General features: G+C 74.2%; 13 protein-coding genes. All 13 read left to right on the top strand.

What is annotated here, in order from left to right; translation table 11 throughout:
• Positions 1 to 125: 125 nt before the first annotated feature.
• The 13 genes from J4E96_RS16505 to J4E96_RS16445 all read left to right on the top strand — a co-directional run bounded on the left by J4E96_RS16505 (position 126) and on the right by J4E96_RS16445 (position 19,394).
• Positions 126 to 3,464 carry a LamG-like jellyroll fold domain-containing protein gene (locus J4E96_RS16505; protein ID WP_227423145.1) on the top strand — a complete coding sequence of 1,113 codons (3,339 nt, stop codon included), beginning with the start codon at positions 126 to 128 and terminating at the stop codon, positions 3,462 to 3,464.
• A 262-nt stretch (positions 3,465 to 3,726) separates the two neighbouring features.
• Positions 3,727 to 4,959 carry a DUF1972 domain-containing protein gene (locus J4E96_RS16500; RefSeq protein WP_227425805.1) on the top strand — a complete coding sequence of 411 codons (1,233 nt, stop codon included), beginning with the start codon at positions 3,727 to 3,729 and terminating at the stop codon, positions 4,957 to 4,959.
• Positions 4,959 to 5,726 (top strand): CDP-alcohol phosphatidyltransferase family protein, encoded by a 768-nt coding sequence (locus J4E96_RS16495; RefSeq protein WP_227423144.1) that lies wholly within the window; start codon positions 4,959 to 4,961, stop codon positions 5,724 to 5,726. Before J4E96_RS16500 ends, J4E96_RS16495 begins: the two co-directional genes overlap by 1 nt.
• A complete protein-coding gene (locus J4E96_RS16490; RefSeq protein WP_227423143.1) occupies positions 5,719 to 6,843 on the top strand; it encodes a glycosyltransferase family 4 protein in 1,125 nt (374 codons plus the stop codon). Before J4E96_RS16495 ends, J4E96_RS16490 begins: the two co-directional genes overlap by 8 nt.
• Before the next feature lie 75 nt (positions 6,844 to 6,918).
• Positions 6,919 to 7,395: an adenylyltransferase/cytidyltransferase family protein gene (locus tag J4E96_RS16485; protein WP_227423142.1), complete on the top strand. Its 477-nt coding sequence runs from the start codon at positions 6,919 to 6,921 to the stop codon at positions 7,393 to 7,395.
• Between the two features lie 257 nt (positions 7,396 to 7,652).
• Positions 7,653 to 11,279 carry a transcription-repair coupling factor gene (gene mfd / locus J4E96_RS16480; RefSeq protein ID WP_227423141.1) on the top strand — a complete coding sequence of 1,209 codons (3,627 nt, stop codon included), beginning with the start codon at positions 7,653 to 7,655 and terminating at the stop codon, positions 11,277 to 11,279.
• Positions 11,280 to 11,365: 86 nt separating this feature from the next.
• Positions 11,366 to 13,363 carry an acyltransferase family protein gene (locus tag J4E96_RS16475; RefSeq protein WP_227423140.1) on the top strand — a complete coding sequence of 666 codons (1,998 nt, stop codon included), beginning with the start codon at positions 11,366 to 11,368 and terminating at the stop codon, positions 13,361 to 13,363.
• 44 nt (positions 13,364 to 13,407) lie between these two features.
• Positions 13,408 to 13,971 carry a SurA N-terminal domain-containing protein gene (locus J4E96_RS16470; RefSeq protein ID WP_227423139.1) on the top strand — a complete coding sequence of 188 codons (564 nt, stop codon included), beginning with the start codon at positions 13,408 to 13,410 and terminating at the stop codon, positions 13,969 to 13,971.
• A gap of 8 nt (positions 13,972 to 13,979) precedes the next feature.
• The gene (locus J4E96_RS16465; RefSeq protein ID WP_227423138.1) at positions 13,980 to 14,672 is read left to right on the top strand and encodes a MazG family protein; all 693 of its coding nucleotides are present in this window, start codon (positions 13,980 to 13,982) and stop codon (positions 14,670 to 14,672) included.
• Between the two features lie 93 nt (positions 14,673 to 14,765).
• Positions 14,766 to 16,382 (top strand): histidine kinase N-terminal 7TM domain-containing diguanylate cyclase, encoded by a 1,617-nt coding sequence (locus J4E96_RS16460; protein ID WP_227423137.1) that lies wholly within the window; start codon positions 14,766 to 14,768, stop codon positions 16,380 to 16,382.
• 81 nt (positions 16,383 to 16,463) lie between these two features.
• A complete protein-coding gene (locus J4E96_RS16455; protein WP_227423136.1) occupies positions 16,464 to 17,624 on the top strand; it encodes a Rossmann-fold NAD(P)-binding domain-containing protein in 1,161 nt (386 codons plus the stop codon).
• Positions 17,614 to 17,952 (top strand): NAD(P) transhydrogenase subunit alpha, encoded by a 339-nt coding sequence (locus tag J4E96_RS16450; protein WP_227423135.1) that lies wholly within the window; start codon positions 17,614 to 17,616, stop codon positions 17,950 to 17,952. The genes J4E96_RS16455 and J4E96_RS16450 overlap by 11 nt, the downstream gene beginning before the upstream one ends.
• Positions 17,949 to 19,394: an NAD(P)(+) transhydrogenase (Re/Si-specific) subunit beta gene (locus J4E96_RS16445; RefSeq protein WP_227423134.1), complete on the top strand. Its 1,446-nt coding sequence runs from the start codon at positions 17,949 to 17,951 to the stop codon at positions 19,392 to 19,394. The genes J4E96_RS16450 and J4E96_RS16445 overlap by 4 nt, the downstream gene beginning before the upstream one ends.
• The last annotated feature ends 115 nt before the right edge of the window (positions 19,395 to 19,509 follow it).

Below are 19,509 nucleotides of genomic sequence, written 5' to 3'. Positions count from 1 at the left end.
CCTCAGCTGAGGGCCGTACGGGTGAATTCAGGCGGGGGATGTCCCGATTGATCCCGTTCCCGTTCCACTCTGAATGAGGGCGCCATTCGACATGGCGCCGCATGACGGGTGCATGGGAGCAAGCCATGATCGGGCGTCGACGTCGACTGCTGGGCCGCCGGAGCGACGGTCCGGGGCTCCCGGGCATCCGGCGGTGGTTCGCTGCCTCTGCCCTTGCCTCGGCGGTCGTCGCCGCGGTGGTCACGGTGGGGTCTGTGGTCGGCCCGGCCGGGAGCGCGGCCGCCGACTCCGCCCCGGCCGACCCCGGGGACCCGACGACGCCGGCGACCGTCGCCGCCGACGCGCTGCCGACGGCGCAGATCAACGGCGTCGCGTGGTCGCAGGTCGTGGTGGCCGGGACGGTGTACGTCGCGGGGCAGTTCACGAACGCACGCCCGGCCGGGGCGGCGGCCGGGTCGTCGACCGTCACGCGCTCGAACCTGCTGGCGTACGACCTGGCCACGGGCGTGCTGGTGAACTCGTGGGCGCCGTCGCTGAACGGGGCGGCGTACGCGATCGCGGCGTCGCCCGACGGGTCGCGCCTGTACGTCGGCGGCGCGTTCACCACCGTCAACGGGGCGTCCCAGACCCGGTTCGTGGTCCTCAACCGGGCCACGGGGGCGCGGATCAGCGGGATCAACCCCGCGCCGAACGGGTCGGTCCGGGCGATCGCCGCGTCGGCGAGCACCGTGTACCTCGGCGGGGCCTTCGGCACGGTCGCGGGGAGCTCGCGGCCCCGGCTCGCGGCGCTCAGCGCCAGCACGGGCGCGCTGCTGTCGTGGCGGGTGTCGGCGTCGGCGGCGCAGGTCGACGCGTTGGTGCTCAGCCCCGACTCCTCGCGGCTCATCGTGGGCGGCCGGTTCGAGACGCTCAACGGGGTCGCGGCGCTCGGGTCCGGATCGGTGTCGGCCTCGACCGGTGCGGTGCTGCCGTGGGCGGCGAACAAGGTCGTCACGAACTACGGCTACGACGCCGGGATCGAGTCCCTGGCGACCGACGGCACCCTGATCTACGGCACGGGGTTCGCCTACCTGGGGCACAACGGCGGCTACGGCAACCTCGAGGGCACGTTCGCCGCCGACCCCACGACCGGCGCGATCGTCTGGGTCGAGGACTGCCACGGCGACACCTACTCGGTGTACGGGAACCCGGGCAAGGGCTCCGTCTACGTCGTCGGGCACCCGCACTACTGCGCCAACATCGGCGGCTTCGGCGACTCCTCCTGGAAGTTCGCGCTCGCGTTCTCGAAGGAGGCCGCGACGACCATCACGCCCAACACCGTCGCCAAGTACTACGACTGGCAGGGGCTGCGGGCGCCCGCGCTGCTCGCGTTCTCCCCGGAGCTCACCGGCGGCGAGTTCACCGGCACGGGCCAGGCCGCGTGGCACGTCACGGGCAGCGGCGACTACGTCGTCTACGGCGGGGAGTTCCTCACCGTCAACGGAACCCCGCAGCAGGGCCTGGTCCGGATGGCGGTGAGCGGCTCGTCGACGAACAAGCAGGGGCCGCGGCTGTCCGGCACGGCGCTGAACCTCGCGGTGACGTCGCGGGCGGCGGGGACCGCGCAGGTGTCCTGGCCGACGAACTGGGACCGGGACAACGGGACGCTCACCTACGCGGTGCTGCGGGACGGCGCGACGACGCCCGTCTACACCACCACGGCCGACTCGACCTGGTGGTCGCTGTCGCGTGCCTCGTTCACGGACACCGGCCTGGTGGCCGGGCGAACCTATACCTACCGCGTTCGCGCGAGCGACCCGTTCGGCAACTCCCAGACGTCGGGGGTGGCCAGCGTGACGGTCGCAGGCTCGAGCGCCGGGGCGATGTCGACGTACGCGCAGGAGGTGCTGCTGGACAACCCCGCCGCGTACTGGCGCCTGGGCGAGAGCAGCGGCGCGGCTTTGGACTGGACCGCGTACGCGAGCTCGACCGTCGGGTCGGGCGTGACCCGCGCCGTGACCGGCGCGATCGCCGGCGACGCCAACCGGGCGGCGCGGTTCTCCGGGGCCTCGTCCTCGCGCGTGTACGGCGCGCGGTCGGCGGCCGGCACGAACCGGCTCTCGGTCGAGGCGTGGATCCGAACGACCTCGACCGCGGGCGGCAAGATCGTCGGGTTCGGCAACTCCTCCACGGGCAACAGCTCCACCTACGACCGGCACGTCTACCTGAACCCGAACGGCCGGCTCACCTTCGGGGTCTACCCGAACGCGGTGCGGGCGATCACGACCCCGTCGAGCTACAACGACGGGCAGTGGCACCACGTGGTGGCCACCCTCGGCACGGCCGGGATGCGGCTCTATGTCGATGGGGTGCTGGCGGCCGAGCGGACGGACACGACCTCGGCGGGCCAGTACACCGGCTACTGGCGCATCGGCGGCGACACCCTGGCCGCCGACTGGCCGGGCGCGGGCGGGCAGAACTTCGCCGGCGACGTCGACGACGTCGCGATCTACGGCCGCGCCCTCGCCCCGAGCGAGGTCGCGACCCACTACTCGACCGGCTCCGGGGGAGTGGTCCCGAACCAGCCGCCCGTCGCGAGCTTCGGCGCGACCCCGACGGGCCTGTCCGTCGCGGTCGACGGCGCCGCGAGCTCGGACCCCGACGGCACCGTCACGGCGTACTCCTGGGAGTTCGGCGACGGCGGCACGGGCACGGGCGCCGCGGCGACGCACGAGTATGCGGCCGAGGGGACCTACCCGGTGACCTTGACGGTCACGGACGACGACGGCTCGACGGGCTCGGTGACCCAGGACGTCACAGTCTCGGAGGTGGCGCAGCCGCCCGAGGTGCTCGCGGCGGACGCGTTCGGACGCACGGTCGCGGCCGGGTGGGGGTCGGCGGACGCGGGCGGTGCGTGGACGGCGCCGTCGGCCACCGCGAGCGTCTCGGACGGGGTGGGTCGGCTGACGCTGGCCGGAGCCAGCTCGACCGTGACCTCGCGGCTGCCGGGCGCGAGCGGGACCAGGCTGGCGACGCAGGCGACCGAGACCTGGGACAAGCGCCCGGCGGGGGCGGGCGGCTGGTTCCTGGTGCGCGGGCGGATCACGGCGACCGGCGAGGAGTACCGGCTCAAGATCGCGCACAAGGCGAACGGGGCGGTGACAGCGCGGCTGGCCCGGACGACGTCGGCGGGGGTCGAGACGCAGCTGACCGGGGAGGTCACGGTGCCGGGGCTGACGTACTCGGCCGGGTCCGGCGTCGTCGTTCTCTTCGAGGTGACGGGCACGTCGCCGACGGCGTTGCGCGCGAAGGTGTGGGCCGCGACGGGCTCCCAGCCGGCGGCGTGGGTCGTCAGCGCGACGGACGCGACCGCCGCGCTGCAGACGAGCGGCCACACCGGCATCGCCGCGCTCACCTCGAGCACCACCACCAACGGGCCGGTGACGACCACGATGGACGACTACACCGTCACCACGATCCCCTGACCGCCGCCGTCGCTCGACGCGATCGGTCGTCGGGCCGCGCCGGCGGGCCGGTTCGCCCGCGCGCCGGGGCGCCGCCTATCGGGTGAAATGGCATGCAAAGGTGCGAAAGACACCAGCCGTCAAGGGTATGTTCATGTCGCCGCGGCCCTCTGCTGGCAGTGGCGACGGGACATACCTGGGCCGTACGCGCGGGCCAGACCGAGACGGTGCGAGGGATGTGGAGGCTCGGGTGGCGCGTGACCACGACCGGCTGAGCGTGGCCATGATCGGTACCCGGGGGGTGCCGGCACGGTACGGGGGGTTCGAGACCTGCGTCGAGGAGGTCGGCGCGCGCCTCGTGCAGCGCGGGCTCGACGTCATGGTCTACTGCCGCGCGGTGCCCGGCGCAGCGGACGCCGACCCGGCGGACCGCATCGGCGCCACCCATCGGGGCATGCGCCTGGTGCAGCTCCCCGCGATGCGCACGCGCGCGCTCGAGACCCTCAGCCACACCGCGCTCTCCGTCGTGCACCAGGTCGTGCGGACCGCCGACGTCGCGCTGGTGTTCAACGCCGCGAACGCACCGCTGCTGCCCGTGCTGCGGGCCCGCCGCATCCCGGTGATCACCCACGTCGACGGTCTCGAGTGGCGGCGCGCGAAGTGGGGGCCCACCGGTCGCCGCTACTACCGCGCGGCCGAGTCGCTCGCGGTGCGCTGGTCCGACGCGCTGATCGCCGACGCCGTCGGGATCCGCGACTACTACGACCAGGAGTTCGGGGCGCCGACCGAGCTGATCTCCTACGGTGCGCCGATCCTGACGGACACGCCGTCGGACGGGCTTGCGGGGCTGGACCTCGAGCCCGGCCGGTACCACCTCGTGGTCGCCCGGTTCGAGCCGGAGAACCACGTCGAGGAGATCGTCGAGGGGTACAAGCGGTCGGGATCGACCCTTCCCCTCGTCGTCGTCGGCTCGGCGCCGTACGCCGACGAGTACACGCGGCGCGTGCAGCAGGCGGCCGACTCCCGCGTGCGGCTCCTCGGCGGGATCTGGGACCAGGGCCTGCTCGATCAGCTGTACGCCCACAGCCTCACCTACCTGCACGGGCACAGCGTGGGCGGCACGAACCCGTCGCTGCTGCGGGCGATGGGCGTGGGGGCGCCCTGCCTCGCGTACGACGTCACGTTCAACCGCGAGGTCCTGCGCGGCACGGGCCGGTACTTTCGCACCCCCGACGACGTCGCGCGCCTGCTCGAGGCCGCGGAGGACGACCCGGCGGGGGAGCGGGCCCGGGGCCTGGCGGCGCGGGAGCGGGCGGCGGACTACGACTGGGACGACGTCGCGGCGTCCTACGAGGAGCTGTGCCGGCGCGTGGCGCATCAGGCGCGCGCGCCGCGCCCCAACGGGCGCCGGCTCCGGTCGCCCGAGGTGAGCCCGCACGACCAGGCTCTCGCCGAGCAGGCGGGCGCCGACCAGTCGTTCCCGCAGCCCGGCCCCGCCCCGGTGCGGGAGGCCTGATGGCGACCCGCGTGCTCCCGAGCGACGAGAGCTTCGGCCAGACCTACGCGCGCCTCGCGACGAGCCAGAAGGGCGCCAAGGGTGCGCCCGCCTACTCGCGCTTCGTCAACCGCAAGCTCGGGCGGTTCCTCGCGACCGTGGCGTTCCGCGTCGGGCTGACCCCGAACGGCGTCACCGCCATCAGCGCGGTGCTGACGTTCTCGGCGATCGCGCTGCTCATCGCGGTGCCGCCGTCGGTCGGGATGGGGATCGCGGTCGCGGCCGGCCTCGTGCTCGGGTACGCCTTCGACTCCGCTGACGGCCAGCTCGCCCGGCTGCGCGGCGGCGGCAGCCTGGTCGGCGAGTGGCTCGACCACATGGTCGACTCCGTCAAGGTGGCGAGCCTGCACCTGGCCGTGCTCGTGGGGCTCTACCGCTTCACGGACCTGCCGGACGCGTGGCTCCTCGTCCCGCTCGGCGCGTCCGCCGTCGGCTCGGTGCTGTTCTTCGCGATGATCCTCAACGACCAGCTGCGCCACCGCGGCGGCGCCGTGCCGCGATCGACGGCGGACGGGACCCGCGCGCCCGTGCTGCGCTCCCTGCTCGTGGTCCCGACCGACTACGGCCTGCTCTGCCTCGTCTTCGCGCTCTACGGCGTCACGACCGCCTTCGTCGTCGCCTACACCGTGCTCTTCGTCGCGACCGCGGGCTACCTCGCGCTGGCCTGCATCTCGTGGTTCAAGGAGATCTCGGCGCTCGACCGACCGGCCGTGCCCGGCCATGGCTGAGCTGCGGCCCTGGCTGCTAATCGCCGCGGCCGCCGACCGGTACGGAGCCGACGCGATGCTCGTGTACGTCGCCGGCCACCTGCGGGACCGGCAGCCGAGGGTCCGGGTCGTCCTGCCCGAGGACGGGCCGCTGCGCGAGCTGATCGCGGAGCGGGGCATCGCGCACGAGGTCTCGCCCACGTTCGTGCTCCGCAAGCGGCTCGCGCAGCCCGCGTTCGGGCTCCGCGAGCTCGCGCGCACCCCGGCGCGGATCGTCCGGCACGTGCGGCTCCTGCGCGCCGCCACCGGCGCGGCCGTGTACGTCAACACCGTTACGGTGCCGCTGTGGCCGCTGCTCGCGCGCGCCGCCGGGCGCCCGACCGTGATCCATGTCCACGAGATCCTGGGCGGGGGCTCGGGGCGGGCGCGCCTGGTCCGCCGGGCGTTGTACGTCCAGCTGTTCGCCGCCGGGCGTGTCATCTGCGTCTCGGACGCAGTCCGGCGCGACGTGCTCGCGGCCTGGCCCCGGCTCGCCGACCGCGCGGTCACCGTGCTCAATGCCGACTTCGAGGCCGTCGCGCGGGCGGAGCCGCTCGAGCCGGCGCCCGACGCGCGGGACCTCGTCGTCGTCGGCCGGCTGAGCCCGCGCAAGGGGCAGCACGTCGTGCTCGAGGCGATCGCCGGGCTCGACCCCGCGCGGCGCCCGTCGGTCGCTCTCGTGGGCACGGTCTTCACGGGGTACGAGTGGTACGAGACGAAGCTCCGCGAGGTCGCCGCCGAGCACGGCATCGACGCCCGGTTCCCCGGGTACCTGCCCAAGGAGGAGGGTTTCGCGGCCGGCGCCGTCGTCGTGGTCCCCTCGACCGTCCCCGACCCGGCGCCGCTGGTCGTCATCGAGGCGCTCGCGCGCGGCTGCGTCGTGCTCGCGGCGCGCACCGGTGGCATCCCCGAGCTGCTCGGGTCCGCCGGGATCCTGTTCGAGCCCGACGACGCCGGCTCGCTGCGGGCCGCCCTCGTCCAGGTCGCCGAGCTGACGGCCGCGCAGCGTCGCGACCTGCGCTCCGGTGCGCTCAAGCGCGCCGGCGAGCTCAGCGCCACGGCGTACTGGGACCAGCTCGACGCTGTGCTGGTTGGGTGAAAACTGCGGCGGTTCGGCCGGGTTTGTCCGATCAACGGCTACCGTGGGCAGCGACCCGACCGCGAGGAGGACCACATGGGCCGGATCGTCGGGTACGCACCCGGTGCGTATGACCTGTTCCACATCGGGCACCTCAACATCCTGCGGCACGCCAAGGAGCACTGCGACTACCTCGTCGCCGGCGTCGTCTCCGACGAGATGTTGCTGCGGGCCAAGGGCAAGCGTCCGGTCGTTCCGCTCGCCGAGCGCATGGAGATCGTCAGCCACATCTCGTTCGTCGACGAGGTGTTCGCCGAGGTCGTCCCGGACAAGGTCGAGACGTGGCGAACGCGCCCGTTCGACGTGCTGTTCAAGGGCGACGACTGGCGGGGGACACCCAAGGGCGACAAGCTCGAGCGGGACTTCGCGGCGGTCGGCGTCCAGATCGTGTACTTCCCGTACACCAAGCACACCTCGAGCACCGCGCTGCGGCGCGCGCTCGCCGTGATCAACGGCGACGAGGGCGAGCTCGACAAGCTCGAGCTCGAGCGCCTGGAGCGCATCGGCAACTGACAGCCTTTCCGCCGAGTGCGACGTCGCTTCCCCCGTCAGTGTCGATGGGGGCCCGCACCGTCGCACTCGGCGAGAGGTGGTGCGGGGGATCGGCGCGGGTGCACGGGCGCGGGCGGTGTGGGCGCCCCGCCGTACGATGGACGTTCGCCTCGCATCCCCCCTCGCCGGGATGCGGGATGTTCAGCCTGCGCCCGTGGCCCCGCCGTGGCCCGCGCGCGGGCCACGCCGTCGCCCGAAGGAACCGTGAGATCGCCGCCATGAACCTGACCGGACTGCTGCCCGCCCTGCTCGCCGACCCCGCGGCCGCCGAGGCCGCGCAGCTCGTGCGCACGCGCGGCAGCGTCGACATCGTCGGCCCCGCCGGGATCCGCCCGCCCCTGCTCGCGGCGATGGCCGCCGGGCGACCGCTCGTGGTCGTCACCGCGACGGGCCGGGACGCCGACGACCTCGCCTCGTCGCTGCGCTGCTACCTGCCGCCCGACGACGTCGCGGTGCTGCCCGCGTGGGAGACGCTCCCGCACGAGCGCCTGTCCCCGCGCAGCGACACCGTCGCGCGGCGGCTCGCGGTGTTCCGTCGGCTCGCGCACCCGACCGACGGGTCCGGGCAGACCGGCCCGATCCGGGTGCTCGTGCTGCCCGTGCGCGCGCTGCTGCAGCCCGTGGTGGCCGGCCTCGGCGAGCTCGAGCCGGTCGAGCTCCGGGTGCGGGACCGCGCGGACCTCGCGGCGATCGCCGACCGACTCGTCGCCGCCGCGTACGCGCGCGTCGACATGGTCGAGCGGCGCGGCGAGTTCGCCGTGCGCGGGGGCATTCTCGACGTCTTCCCGCCGACCGAGGACCACCCGCTGCGCGTCGAGTTCTGGGGCGACGAGGTCGAGGAGATCCGCTGGTTCGCCGTCGCCGACCAGCGCAGCCTCGAGGTCGCCGAGCGCGGCGTGTGGGCCCCGCCCTGCCGCGAGATCCTGCTCACGCCCCAGGTGCGCGCGCGCGCCGCGGCGCTCGTCGAGCAGTACCCGGGCGCGATCGAGATGCTCGGTCGCCTCGCCGAGGGGATCGTCGTCGAGGGCATGGAGTCGCTCGCCCCGGTGCTCGCCGACGCCATGGTGCCCGTGCTCGACCTCGTGCCGGCCGACGCGCTGCTCGTCGTCGCGGACCCGGAGCGCGTGCGCCGGCGCGCGCACGACCTCGTCGCCACCACCGAGGAGTTCCTCGCGGCCGCGTGGACGTCCGCCGCGGCGGGCGGCAGCACCCCGATCGACCTGCGCGCCGCGTCCTTCGCGACGTTCGCGCAGGCGCGCGACATCGCGGCAGACCGCGGGCTCGGCTGGTGGACGCTCAGCGCGTTCGGGCTCGACCCCGAGGCCGCGACCGGCGCCGACGACGACGCACCGGTCGGCGCCGACGTCGTCGCACCGGCCGGCGTCGCGGGCGCGGTGGACGCCGCGCTGACCATCTCCGCGCGCGACGTCGCGAGCTACCGCGGCGACGTCGAGCGCGCGGTCGACGACGTGCGCGCGCTGCAGCAGGCCGGCTGGCGGCTCGTGCTCACCACGGAGGGCCACGGCCCGGCCCGCCGGATGGTCGAGCAGCTTGCCGCCGCCGACGTGCCGGCCCGCCTCGTCGGCGAGATCGTCACCGAGCCCGAGGGCGGCGTCGTCCTCGTCACCCCGGCGCCCGTGGGGCCCGGGTTCGTCGCGCCGGACCGGCGGCTCGCGGTGTTCTCCGAGTCCGACCTGACCGGGCGGGCCGGCACCTCGACCCGCGACATGCGCAAGATGCCGTCGAAGCGGCGCAACGTCGTCGACCCCCTGCAGCTGCGCCCGGGCGACAACGTCGTGCACGAGCAGCACGGCGTCGGGCGGTTCGCCGAGCTGGTGCAGCGGACCATCGGCTCCGGCGCGCACGCCTCGACCCGCGAGTACCTCGTGATCGAGTACGCGCCGTCCAAGCGCGGGCACCCCGGCGACCGGCTGTACGTGCCGACCGACCAGCTCGACCAGGTGACCAAGTACACCGGCGGCGAGGCGCCGACGCTCAACAAGATGGGCGGCGGCGACTGGGCCAAGACCAAGGGCCGCGCGCGCAAGGCGATCAAGGAGATCGCCGCCGAGCTCATCCGGCTGTACTCGGCCCGGATGGCGACCTCCGGGCACGCGTTCAGCCCGGACACGCCGTGGCAGCGCGAGCTCGAGGACGCGTTCGCGTACGTCGAGACCCCCGACCAGCTCGCGACGATCGAGGAGGTCAAGGGGGACATGGAGAAGACGGTCCCGATGGACCGCCTCATCTCGGGCGACGTCGGCTACGGCAAGACCGAGATCGCCGTGCGCGCCGCGTTCAAGGCCGTCCAGGACGGCAAGCAGGTGGCGGTGCTCGTGCCGACGACGCTGCTCGTCCAGCAGCACCTCGACACGTTCTCGGAGCGGTACGCGCCGTACCCCGTGCGGGTCAAGGCGCTGTCGCGGTTCCAGTCGCCCGCCGAGTCGAAGGAGGTCCTCGAGGGGCTCGCCGACGGCACCGTCGACGTCGTCATCGGGACCCATCGTCTGATCACGGGCGAGGTGCACTTCAAGGACCTCGGCCTCGTCGTCGTCGACGAGGAGCAGCGGTTCGGGGTCGAGCACAAGGAGACCCTCAAGCAGCTGCGCACCAACGTCGACGTGCTCTCGATGAGCGCCACGCCCATCCCGCGCACGCTCGAGATGGCGATCACCGGCATCCGCGAGATGTCGACCCTCGCGACGCCGCCCGAGGAGCGTCACCCGGTCCTGACGTTCGTCGGCGCGTACGACGAGAAGCAGATCACCGCCGCGATCCGGCGCGAGCTGCTGCGCGAGGGCCAGGTGTTCTACGTGCACAACAAGGTCGCGTCGATCGACCGGGCCGCCGCGCGGCTGGCCGAGCTCGTGCCCGAGGCGCGCATCGCCGTCGGCCACGGGAAGATGCCCGAGCACACGCTCGAGCGCGTGATCGGCGACTTCTGGGAGAAGAAGTTCGACGTGCTCGTGTGCACGACGATCATCGAGACCGGGCTCGACATCTCCAACGCGAACACGCTCATCCTCGAGCGCGCGGACGTGCTCGGGCTGTCCCAGCTGCACCAGCTGCGCGGGCGGGTCGGCCGCGGGCGCGAGCGCGCGTACGCGTACCTGCTCTACCCGCCGGAGAAGCCGCTCACGGAGACCGCGCACGACCGGCTCGCGACGATGGCGGCGCACACCGACCTGGGCGCCGGCATCCAGATCGCGATGAAGGACCTCGAGATCCGCGGCGCGGGGAACCTGCTCGGCGGCGAGCAGTCCGGGCACATCGAGGGCGTCGGGTTCGACCTGTACATCCGCATGGTGGGGGAGGCGGTCGCGGGCTTCCGCGGCGACGCGCCCGAGGAGGCGCCCGAGATCACGATCGAGCTGCCGGTCGACGCGCACATCCCGCACGACTACATCGCGCATGAGCGGCTGCGCCTCGAGGCGTACCGCAAGCTCGCGGCGGGCCAGACCCCGCAGGCGCTCGCCGAGGTGCGGGCGGAGCTCGTCGACCGCTACGGCCCGATCCCCGAGGCCATCGAGAACCTGTTCGCGGTCGCGGACTTCCGCAACGTGGCCCGCACGGCCGGGCTCGCGGACGTGACGGCGCAGGGCAAGTTCGTGCGGTTCGCGCCGGTGGACCTGCCCGAGTCGGCCCAGCTGCGGCTCAAGCGGCTCTACCCGGGCACGGTGCTCAAGCCGGCGCTGCGCACGATCCTCGTGCCGTTCCCGACGACGGCGCGCATCGGCGGGCGGCCGCTGCACGGCGGCGAGATCCTGGCGTGGGTGCGCCAGCTCGTCGACGCGATCGTGGTCGGCGACGTCGGCGCGGCCGCCGCGGCCGCGAGCCGGTCCTGACGTAGCCTCGAGCGCGGGCGTGCGGAGTGCGCACGCCGGGGTGTGCAAGCGGGGTGTGTAGGCGGAGTGCGCGAGCGGGGCAGGACGTGACGAACATCGAGCAGTCGGGGCGGGCAGCGGCGCCCGCCGGCCGGCCCGCTGGCCTGCCGTACCTGCCCGGGCTGGACGGGCTGCGGGCCCTCGCCGTCGTCGCCGTCCTGGCCTACCACCTCGGCTGGGCCCGGGCCCCCGGCGGCTTCCTCGGCGTCGACGTGTTCTTCGTGCTCTCGGGGTACCTCATCACGGCGCTGCTGGTCGCCGAGCACGCCCGCACGGGCGGGATCGCGCTGCGACGGTTCGTCGCGCGGCGGGCCCGCCGCCTGCTGCCCGCGCTGTGGACGATGCTGCTCGTGGTGTGCACGACGGCGGCCCTCGCCTTCCGCGGCGAGCTCGGCGAGCTGCGCCGCGACGTGCCCGCCGCCCTGGCGTACGTCTCGAACTGGGTGACGATCGGCGCCGACGAGTCGTACTTCGAGACCACCGGCCGGCCGCCGCTGCTCGCGCACCTGTGGACCCTCGCGATCGAGGGGCAGTTCTACGTGCTCTGGCCGCTGGTCGTGCTGCTGCTCGCGCGGCGGTTCCCGGGCCGACGCCGGCTCGCGTGGCTCGCGCTGGCCGGGGCGGGCCTGTCGACGGCGGCGATGGCTGCCCTCGCCGTGCGCGGCGGCATGCCGATCCCGCACGACCCGAGCCCCGCCTACCTCGGCTCGGCCACCCACGCCATGGGGCTGCTGCTCGGCGCGGCGCTCGGCGCCGTCTGGGCGCCGTGGCGCGCCGACCCGGGCGCGCGCCCGCGGTCGCCGTGGGCGCTCGACCTACTCGGCGGCGCAGGCGTGGTCGGGCTCGTGCTGGCGTTCTGGCGGTTCGACGAGCTGGACCCGGCGCTCTACCGTGGCGGGTTCGCCGCCGTGAGCGTCCTCGCGCTGGCGGCCGTCGCGGCGATCGCGCGCCCGGCCTCGCGCCTGGGCGCCGTCCTCGGCCTCGCGCCGCTGCGGTACCTCGGCCAACGGTCCTACGGCCTCTACCTGTGGCACTGGCCCGTGGCGATGCTGACCCGCCCGGGCTTCGAGCTGCCGGCGAGCACGGCCCTGGCCACGGGGCTGCGCGTCGCGTTGACGCTCGCTCTCGCCGAGGCGTCCTACCGCCTGGTCGAGCTCCCGGTCCGGCGCGGTGCGCTCGGCCGCTGGGCGCGCGGGCTCGCGCGCGGCGGCGCCGGCCCGACCGGGCTGCGGAGGATGCGCCTCCTCGCGGCCCCGGTCGCGCTGGCCGTGCTCGTGGTCTCGCTCGGCGGCACGCTCGCCGCTCCGCCCGCGGCCGACCCGGTCGCGGGCGCCCCGCACTCGGTCGTGCTGCGCACGGGGCAGGCCACCCGGGCCGACGGCGTCGGCGGGACCGCCCGGTTCGTGCTCGCCCAGCCGGAGACCGGCCCCGACTTCCTCTTCGTCGTGTCCGCCTCCCGCGCCCCGGGTGCACCCGCACCCGCACCCGCACCCGCGCCCGCGGCCGCGCCCGCACCCGGTGCTCCGGCGCAGGCACCGGCACCGGCACCCGCGCCGCCGCCGCCCGCCGGTCCGCCGCCGACCACCGCGGTGGGCGACTCGGTCATGGCGGCGATCGCGCCGGCTCTGCCGGCGCGGTTCCCCGCGCTCGAGGTCGACGCCGTGACGAGCCGGCAGCCGGCCGACGTGCTGACCGCGCTCAGCGCCATCGCGGCCGCCGGGCGGCTGGGCAGTTTCGTCGTGATCTCGGCGGGCACCAACGGGGCGATCTCCGACGAGCAGCTGCGGGCGATGCTGGACGTGGCGAGCCCGGCGAGGACCGTGCTCGTCCTGACCAACTTCGTCGAGCGACCCTGGGCCGAGCGCAACAACGCGCTCATCGCGGCGGTGGTGCCGCAGTACCCCAACGGCGTCGTGCTCGACTGGAACGCGCTCGCGGAGGCGAACCCGGAATGGCTGTGGGCCGACCGCATCCACCCCCGGCCGGCGGGAGCCGAGGCCCTCGCGACGATGTTCCTCGAGGAGGCCGTCCGCGCGGCGGGGTGATGCGGCTTACGATGGCCAGCGTTCAACGACTTTGGAGGTCCCAGGTGACGGTCCGATCCCCGCTACGACGGCGCGCCGTGCCGGTTCTGCTCATGGCTGGCGCGCTCGTGGTGGGCAGCCTCAGCGGCTGCTCCGGCCAGCCGGGCGCGGCGGCCGTCGTCGACGGCGAGGCGATCCCGGTCGCCGAGCTCCAGGACGCAACCTCCGACCTGAGCCCCTTCTTCCAGGACGTCACCCAGGGAACCATCCTCATGGTGCTCGTCGTGGCGCCCACGTTCGTCCAGGCGGCTGAGGACGCCGGGGTCGGCGTGTCGACCTCGCAGGCCAAGGAGGCCCTCGAGCAGACCGCGGCCTCGGCCGTCGAGGCCGGTGACCTGACGGCCCGGACGACACCGTTCAGCGATGCCGCGATCGAGGTGATCAGGTTCACGCTGATCCAGACGAACCTCACCGAGCTCGCGGACGACGACGTCACCGCGCAGATCACCGCCGACCTCGCCGATCTCGACGCCGAGGTGAACCCGCGCTACGGCGAGGCGGACTTCTCGACCTGGAGCGTCACCCCGGTCACCGCGCCCTGGCTCGTCGAGACCGCGCCGGCCGAGTGAGCCTGCCCGTGCCCCCGGTCGGCGGCGGGGGCGGCGCGGGGGTGCGGCAGCTGGTCGCCGTGATGGACCTGCTGCGCTCCCCGGGCGGCTGCCCGTGGGACGCGGAGCAGACGCACGCGAGCCTGGTGCCCTACGCGCTCGAGGAGGCGCACGAGGTCGCCGAGGCCATCGAGGCGGGCGACCGCGCAGGGATGCGCGAGGAGCTCGGGGACCTGCTGTTGCAGGTCGTCTTCCACGCGCGCCTCGCGCAGGAGCACCCCGGCGACCCATTCGACCTCGACGACGTGGCCCGCGGCGTCGCCGCGAAGCTCGTCCGGCGGCACCCGCACGTGTTCGCCGTGGAGCCGGGCGCGGCGGCGGGCGGCGGCGAGGACGCGCACCGCCGGTGGGATCAGATCAAGAAGGCCGAGAAGCAGCGCACCTCGGTGCTCGACGGCATCCCGCTCGCACAGGGCGCGCTGGCGCGCACCCAAAAGGTGCTCGCGCGGGCCGCGCGCGCCGACCTCGGTCTGGACGTCGGCGCCGTCGCCCGGCGGCACGCGGACGGGGAGGCGGACGCGGGCGGACCCGCCGCGGCTCTCGGGGCGCGCCTGCTCGCGCTGGCGGCCGAGGCCGACGCCGCCGGGATCGATGCCGAGGCGGCGCTGCGGGCTGCGCTGCGCACGGTGGAATCAGCGGTGCGCGCTGCCGAGGCCGGCTGACCCCTCAACACCGCGCTCCGGCTGCCGATCAGTGGGTCGATACCGGTGCAAGGTCGCCGCCCCGGGTCGCGGCCGACGGACGGGAGGCGGTCCATGCAGTTTGACATCACGGCGACCCTCTTCGCGGCCGCGGCAGCCGTGTTCGCCGTCCTGGCGCTCGTCACATGGCGCCGCCGCGCGAACAACCCCGGCGTCGCGATCGCGCTGACCGCCGTCATGGCCGGCGCGTGTTGGTGGTCGCTCGCGGACGCCTTCGGGCTCGCCGCGACGAGCGAGACCGTCGCGTCTGTCGCGTCGCTGGCGATGTTCCCCGGCCTCGGCACAGTCGTTGCGGCGTTCGGCTTCCTGAGCATCGCCATCGCCCGGCCCCAGTGGGTGCCGTCGCGGCGCTACCTGCAGCTGGCCCTGATCGAGCCGGTCGCCATCACCCTGCTGGCGGCGACCAACCCGTGGCACCAGCTCGTCTACGGCGGGCCGGGTGCCAGCGACCTCACCACCCCGGCCGCGTGGACCTACGGGCCCGCCTTCTGGTGCCACGCGGGCTACTCCTACGTCGCGCTCGGCCTGGGCATCCTGCTCATCGCCATGAGCTGCTGGCAGGCGCCGCCGGCGTTCCGCGGCCAGCGCATCACGCTGTTCGTCGCGTCCCTCGCCCCGATCGTGGTCAATGTGATCCGCCTCGCCGGCGGGTTCCGGGAGTTCCCGGACCCGACGCCGCTGGGATTCGCGGTGACCGGGACGGTGATGGCGTACGCGATCTTCCGCCAGGACCTGTTCACGTTCGCGCCGGTGGCGCGGGCGCTGATCGTCGACCAGATCGGTGACGCGATCGTGGCCGTGAGCCCGGCCGGGCGCGTCCTCGACCTCAACCCGGCCGCCGTCGCGCTCGTGCGGCAGATGGACCCGGACGCGCCCGTCGAGCTCATCGGCGCCGAGGCGAGCGCGCTGCGCGGCGGGCTGCTCGCTCGGCCGGCGGGCGAGGCTGGCTTCGAGTTCGTGCTCGCCGGCGGCGAGCGGGCCGACTACCAGGTGCGGTCCTCCCCGCTGATCGACCGGCGCCGGCGCGTGCTCGGCACGGTCTTCGTCGCCCGGGACGTCACGGAGGCGAAGGCGCAGACCCGGCGCCTGTTCGAGGCCAACGCCCAGCTGCTCGGTCAGATCGAGACCATCGACCGCCTCCGGGCCGACCTGGTCGAGGTCGCGAGCCGCGACCCGCTCACCGGGCTGCACAACCGCCGCTACCTCGTCGAGCAGTTCGCGGGGATGCTGGACGCCGCCGAACGCACCGGCACCGAGCTCGCGGTGGCCCTCATCGACGTCGACCGGTTCAAGTCCATCAACGACCACTACGGGCACCTCATCGGCGACGAGGTGCTGGTCGCCCTCGCCGACCGAGTCCGCGCGCACCTGCCCGCCGGCGCGCTCGTGTGCCGCTGGGGCGGCGAGGAGTTCTTCGTCGCGCTGCCCGGCGCCACCGTGGCGCAGGGGTTCGCCGTCGCCGACGACGTGCGCCGCCGGTGCGAGCGCGACGGGATCGACGTCACCGGCGCGACTGTCCACTGCACCGTGAGCATCGGCCTGGCGAACTACCCGGCGGCCGGCACGAGCATGAACGAGCTCTTCCACGCCGCCGACGTCGCGCTGTACCTGGCGAAGGGGTCGGGCCGCAACACCACCCGGATGCACCTCGAGGCGCTCGGGCGCGCCTAGGCAAAGGTCCTTGGTGCCCCCGGGAACGAAAGGGCACACTTGATGGCGCTGCCCGCTCGGGTTGGCACCCGAGGAGGACTCATGACGCGCGAAGATGCAAAGGTGCTCGTGGTCGCTGCGCTCACCGAGCGCACACCAGGCGAGCGGCGAGTCGCTCTCGTCCCCGAGGTCGTGGAACGACTCGTCGCCCAGGGCTTCGAGGTGCTGGTCGAGGCCGGCGCCGGCGCCGGCGCGCTGGCCCCCGACGACGCGTACGCGAGCGCCGGGGCGAAGGTCTGCCCGCTCGACGACATCCTCGCCCGCGCCGACGTGATCCTCGCCGTGCGCCGCCCGGTCGCGGCCGTCCTCGCCCGGCTCCGTCCCGGCCAGGTCGTGATCGGCATGCTCGACGCGCGGGTCGCGGGCGCCGAGCGCGCCGACCTCGAGGACGCCGCCGCGCGCGGCGTCGTCCTGCTCAGCCTCGACCTCCTGCCGCGAACGCTGTCGCGCGCCCAGACGATGGACGCGCTCAGCTCGCAGGCGTCGGTCGCCGGCTACCGCGCCGCCGTCGTCGCCGCCGAGGCCTACGGCCGCTACTTCCCCATGATGATCACGGCCGCCGGCACCGCGCGGCCCGCGAAGGTGCTCGTGCTCGGCGCCGGCGTCGCCGGCCTGCAGGCCATCGGCACCGCCCGTCGCCTCGGCGCGCAGGTCACCGGCTACGACGTCCGGTCCGCGGCCGAGGGCGAGGTCAAGTCCCTCGGTGCGACGTTCCTCAAGACGGCGACCACGATGGCCGCGGGCGACGGTGCCGGCGGCTACGCGCGGGCCCTGACGCCCGAGGAGGGCGCGGCCCAGCGGGCCGAGCTCGACGCCGCGATCCGCAAGTTCGACATCGTCATCACGACCGCGCAGGTGCCGGGCGGCAAGCCGCCCGTGCTCGTCTCGGCCGAGACCGTCGCGGCCATGTCGCCCGGCTCGGTGCTTGTCGACCTCGCCGCCGGCCCGCTCGGCGGCAACGTCGCGGGCTCGGTCGCGGACGAGCGGGTCGTGACCCCCGGCGGCGTGACCGTCGTCGGCGCGGGCAACCTGCCGGCGCAGATGGCGCCCGGCGCCTCGGCCGCTTACTCCCGCAACGTGACCGCGCTGCTCACGGCCATCGTCGCGGACGGCGCCCTTCACCTCGACCCGGCCGACGAGATCGTCGCGGCCGTCTGGTTCTCCCAGCGCGTACCGGCGGAAGGCACGACCGATGACGAGTGACCTGTTGAGTGACCTGGGGCTGTTCGTCCTGGCCGTGCTGGTGGGGTTCGAGGTCATCAGCAAGATCCCGGCGACGCTGCACACCCCGATGATGTCGGGCGCGAACGCCATCCACGGCGTCGTCGTCGTTGGCGCCGTGATCATCGCCGGGCTCGCGGACGACCCGTTCGCGTACGTCCTGACGTTCGTCGCGGCGGCCTTCGCCGCCATGAACGTCGTGGGCGGCTACGTCGTCACGGACCGGATGCTCGGGATGTTCAAGGCCCGCCCGTCCCGCCCCGCGGCCGCCGACCAGCCGTCCGCACCGACCCAGGAGACCGCCCGATGAGCGCGCTCGAGATCGCCGCCCGGCTCGTCTACCTGGGCGCGGCCGTGTGCTTCGTGCTCGGCCTGCACCTCATGCGCTCGCCCGCGACGGCCCGGCGCGGCAACCTGCTGTCCGCCGCCGGCATGACCGCCGCGATCGCCGTCACCATCGCGCTGCTCGCCGCCGGCGGGACCGCGGCCGAGGGCGGCGACGTCAGCGTCTCCGGGTGGGCCTGGGTCGCGCTGATCTCCGGCCTCGTCGTCGGCTCGGTCGCCGGCCTCGTCTCCGCGCGCCGCGTTCAGATGACCGCGATGCCGCAGCTCGTGTCGATCTTCAACGCCGTCGGCGGTGGCGCCGCGGCGCTCGTCGGCATCGTCGACTTCGTGCGCCTGTCCGGCGAAGGAGCGGCGATCACCGCCAGCTTCTCGATCCCGGTCGTGCTCGACGTCATCATCGGCTCGGTCACCTTCTCCGGCTCGCTCATCGCGGCCGGCAAGCTGCAGGGCTGGATCTCGGGCGCGCCGATCACGTTCCGCGGGTCCCGCGCGCTGAACATCTTCAGCGCCGTCGTCGCGCTGGCCGGCGGCGCCGGGCTGGTCTGGGGGCAGGGGAACGCCTACCTGCTCGCCGCCGTGATCGTCGGGGCGCTCGCCTTCGGCGTGCTCATGGTGCTGCCGATCGGCGGCGCCGACATGCCCGTCGTGATCTCGCTGCTCAACGCGTTCACCGGCCTCGCGGTCGCGATGGCCGGGTTCGTCATCGGCAACCAGATCCTCATCATCGCGGGCGCCCTCGTCGGGGCGTCCGGCACGATCCTCACCAAGCTCATGGCCGACGCGATGAACAGGTCGGTGATCGCCATCATGATCGGCGGCTTCGGCACCGGCGACGGCGCGGGCGGGGAGGCCGTGGCCGGCGTCGCGGGCGCCGACGTGCGCCGCGTGGACGCCGACGACGTCGCGATCCAGCTCGCGTACGCCACCAAGGTCATCATCGTGCCCGGCTACGGGCTCGCCGCGGCGCAGGCCCAGCGCGAGTGCGGCGAGCTCGGCGCCCTCCTGACCGAGCGCGGCATCACGGTGCTGTACGCGATCCACCCCGTCGCCGGGCGGATGCCCGGGCACATGAACGTGCTGCTCGCCGAGGCGGACGTGCCGTACACGCAGCTGATCGAGATGGAGGAGATCAACCCCGAGTTCGCGACCTGCGACGTCGCGCTCGTCGTCGGCGCCAATGACGTCACGAACCCGGCGGCCCGCCGGACCGGCAACGCGATCTCCGGCATGCCGATCCTCGACGTCGACAAGGCCCGCTCGGTCGTCGTGATCAAGCGCTCGCTCGGGCACGGCTACGCCGGCCTCGACAACGAGCTGTACGGGCAGCCCCAGACGGGGATGCTCTTCGCCGATGCCAAGAAGGGCCTCGCGCAGGTCCTGGCGGCCGTCAAGACCCTCGTGGCCTAGCTGACCCCCGTGGCCCAACGGACCCTCGTGGCCTGACGCTGTTCGTCGCCCGTTCTCTTGCGCGGTGACGAGTCCCGACCAGCTCCGCTTTGATCGGCGGTAGCCTGGCAATGCA

This window comes from Pengzhenrongella sicca (genome assembly GCF_017569225.1).
Taxonomy (GTDB): Bacteria; Actinomycetota; Actinomycetes; order Actinomycetales; family Cellulomonadaceae; genus Pengzhenrongella; species Pengzhenrongella sicca.
Note: the sequence above shows the minus strand (reverse complement) of the source record. Positions and strands in the feature narration are given on the sequence as shown.

Bases quoted from the DNA above. Each gene is read 5' to 3' on its own strand.
- J4E96_RS16445 (WP_227423134.1), top strand. From the start codon at position 17,949: ATGAGCGCGCTCGAGATCGCCGCCCGGCTCGTCTACCTGGGCGCGGCC.
- J4E96_RS16500 (WP_227425805.1), top strand. From the start codon at position 3,727: ATGATCGGTACCCGGGGGGTGCCGGCACGGTACGGGGGGTTCGAGACC.
- J4E96_RS16455 (WP_227423136.1), top strand. From the start codon at position 16,464: ATGACGCGCGAAGATGCAAAGGTGCTCGTGGTCGCTGCGCTCACCGAG.
- J4E96_RS16485 (WP_227423142.1), top strand. From the start codon at position 6,919: ATGGGCCGGATCGTCGGGTACGCACCCGGTGCGTATGACCTGTTCCAC.
- mfd (WP_227423141.1), top strand. From the start codon at position 7,653: ATGAACCTGACCGGACTGCTGCCCGCCCTGCTCGCCGACCCCGCGGCC.
- J4E96_RS16450 (WP_227423135.1), top strand. From the start codon at position 17,614: ATGACGAGTGACCTGTTGAGTGACCTGGGGCTGTTCGTCCTGGCCGTG.
- J4E96_RS16490 (WP_227423143.1), top strand. From the start codon at position 5,719: ATGGCTGAGCTGCGGCCCTGGCTGCTAATCGCCGCGGCCGCCGACCGG.
- J4E96_RS16460 (WP_227423137.1), top strand. From the start codon at position 14,766: ATGCAGTTTGACATCACGGCGACCCTCTTCGCGGCCGCGGCAGCCGTG.
- J4E96_RS16495 (WP_227423144.1), top strand. From the start codon at position 4,959: ATGGCGACCCGCGTGCTCCCGAGCGACGAGAGCTTCGGCCAGACCTAC.
- J4E96_RS16505 (WP_227423145.1), top strand. From the start codon at position 126: ATGATCGGGCGTCGACGTCGACTGCTGGGCCGCCGGAGCGACGGTCCG.